1 protein-coding gene and 1 CRISPR repeat array are annotated in these 1,203 nt (G+C 45.7%); the gene reads left to right on the forward strand.

The features are described 5' to 3' along the window. A partial coding sequence (cas6f, locus tag ON072_RS20990; protein ID WP_274626187.1) for a type I-F CRISPR-associated endoribonuclease Cas6/Csy4 occupies positions 1-453 on the forward strand: 453 nt, incomplete at its 5' end. 129 nt (positions 454-582) lie between these two features. Next, a CRISPR array of direct repeats spans positions 583-970; the repeat unit is 28 nt; unit sequence GTGAACTGCCGAATAGGCAGCTGAAGAT. Positions 971-1,203: the final 233 nt, after the last annotated feature.

The raw sequence follows: 1,203 nt of genomic DNA on the forward strand, positions 1-1,203 counted from the left end.
ATTGCCTTTATCCATCCAGATGCAGAGACGTTGGCAGGGCTAAGAGAGCAAGCCTATTTTCAGGATATGAAGCACATTGGATTTTTCAAACTCAGTGAGGTTTCAAAAGTCCCGGATAACTGCAAAGAAGTGCGGTTCAAACGAAATCAAACCATAGCCAAGATATTTGCAGGGAATCGTAGAAGGCGATTAGCACGTTTGAAAAAAAGAGCCGAGGCTAGAGGTGAGGCCTTTACGCCTGCCTCCCGAAACCCACCTAAAGAACTAAACCCGTTTCACTGCGCAGCGGTCAGCAGTGCAAGCACAGGCCAAGACTTTTTACTTCACATACAAAAAGAGACGGTGAATCAGGCGACATCGATTGAATTCAATCAATACGGACTCTCGACTAACCAAAAGTTCACCGGAACAGTGCCAGATCTGAGCCCATTCAAGCCGAACGATACCCGTTAACCCTTTTTTGTGAGCAACGCTTAACCATCTGAATTTATGCCATTTTCTTCCGCATCTTTTTTAGATGGTAAAAATAGAATAAATTCATCAACCTATTGAACACTAGTGAAATTTTAGATAGTGTTCATAGTGAACTGCCGAATAGGCAGCTGAAGATCCCAGGACGAAACATAAAGCCTGGGAGCAGCCGTGAACTGCCGAATAGGCAGCTGAAGATTTGTTGAAGTAGAGCGTGGTTTCGTACTGCCCGTGAACTGCCGAATAGGCAGCTGAAGATATGATGCAGGAACGCCAGACCCCGGCGAGGTTGTGAACTGCCGAATAGGCAGCTGAAGATGAACTATGGGAGTGGTCGATGCAATCGTTGAAGTGAACTGCCGAATAGGCAGCTGAAGATAGAGCTGAAGTATTGCAGCGCCATGACGAAATGTGAACTGCCGAATAGGCAGCTGAAGATTAATATCGACGGAGATAATTAACCAAGGATGGGTGAACTGCCGAATAGGCAGTTGAAGATAAAAACAATCGTTTCGATGTTTAAGTTAATGCAAACAACTGCCGAATAGGCAGGGCTTGTTCTACTTACATGACAAGTGAAAGATGCCCACTTAAGAGGGCATCTTTTTTATGGGGTAGGCTAGGACAGATTCTCCAGATCGTTCGTCGTTAGGCGAATTATGGTTACACTGAGCTAGGGAAGGTGCGAATAAGTCCTCGTGGCACTCTGGCTTGCACAGCAATTGGCGCTCA

Source organism: Shewanella sp. K8, from assembly GCF_028823715.1.
GTDB classification, from domain to species: domain Bacteria; phylum Pseudomonadota; class Gammaproteobacteria; order Enterobacterales; family Shewanellaceae; genus Shewanella; species Shewanella algae.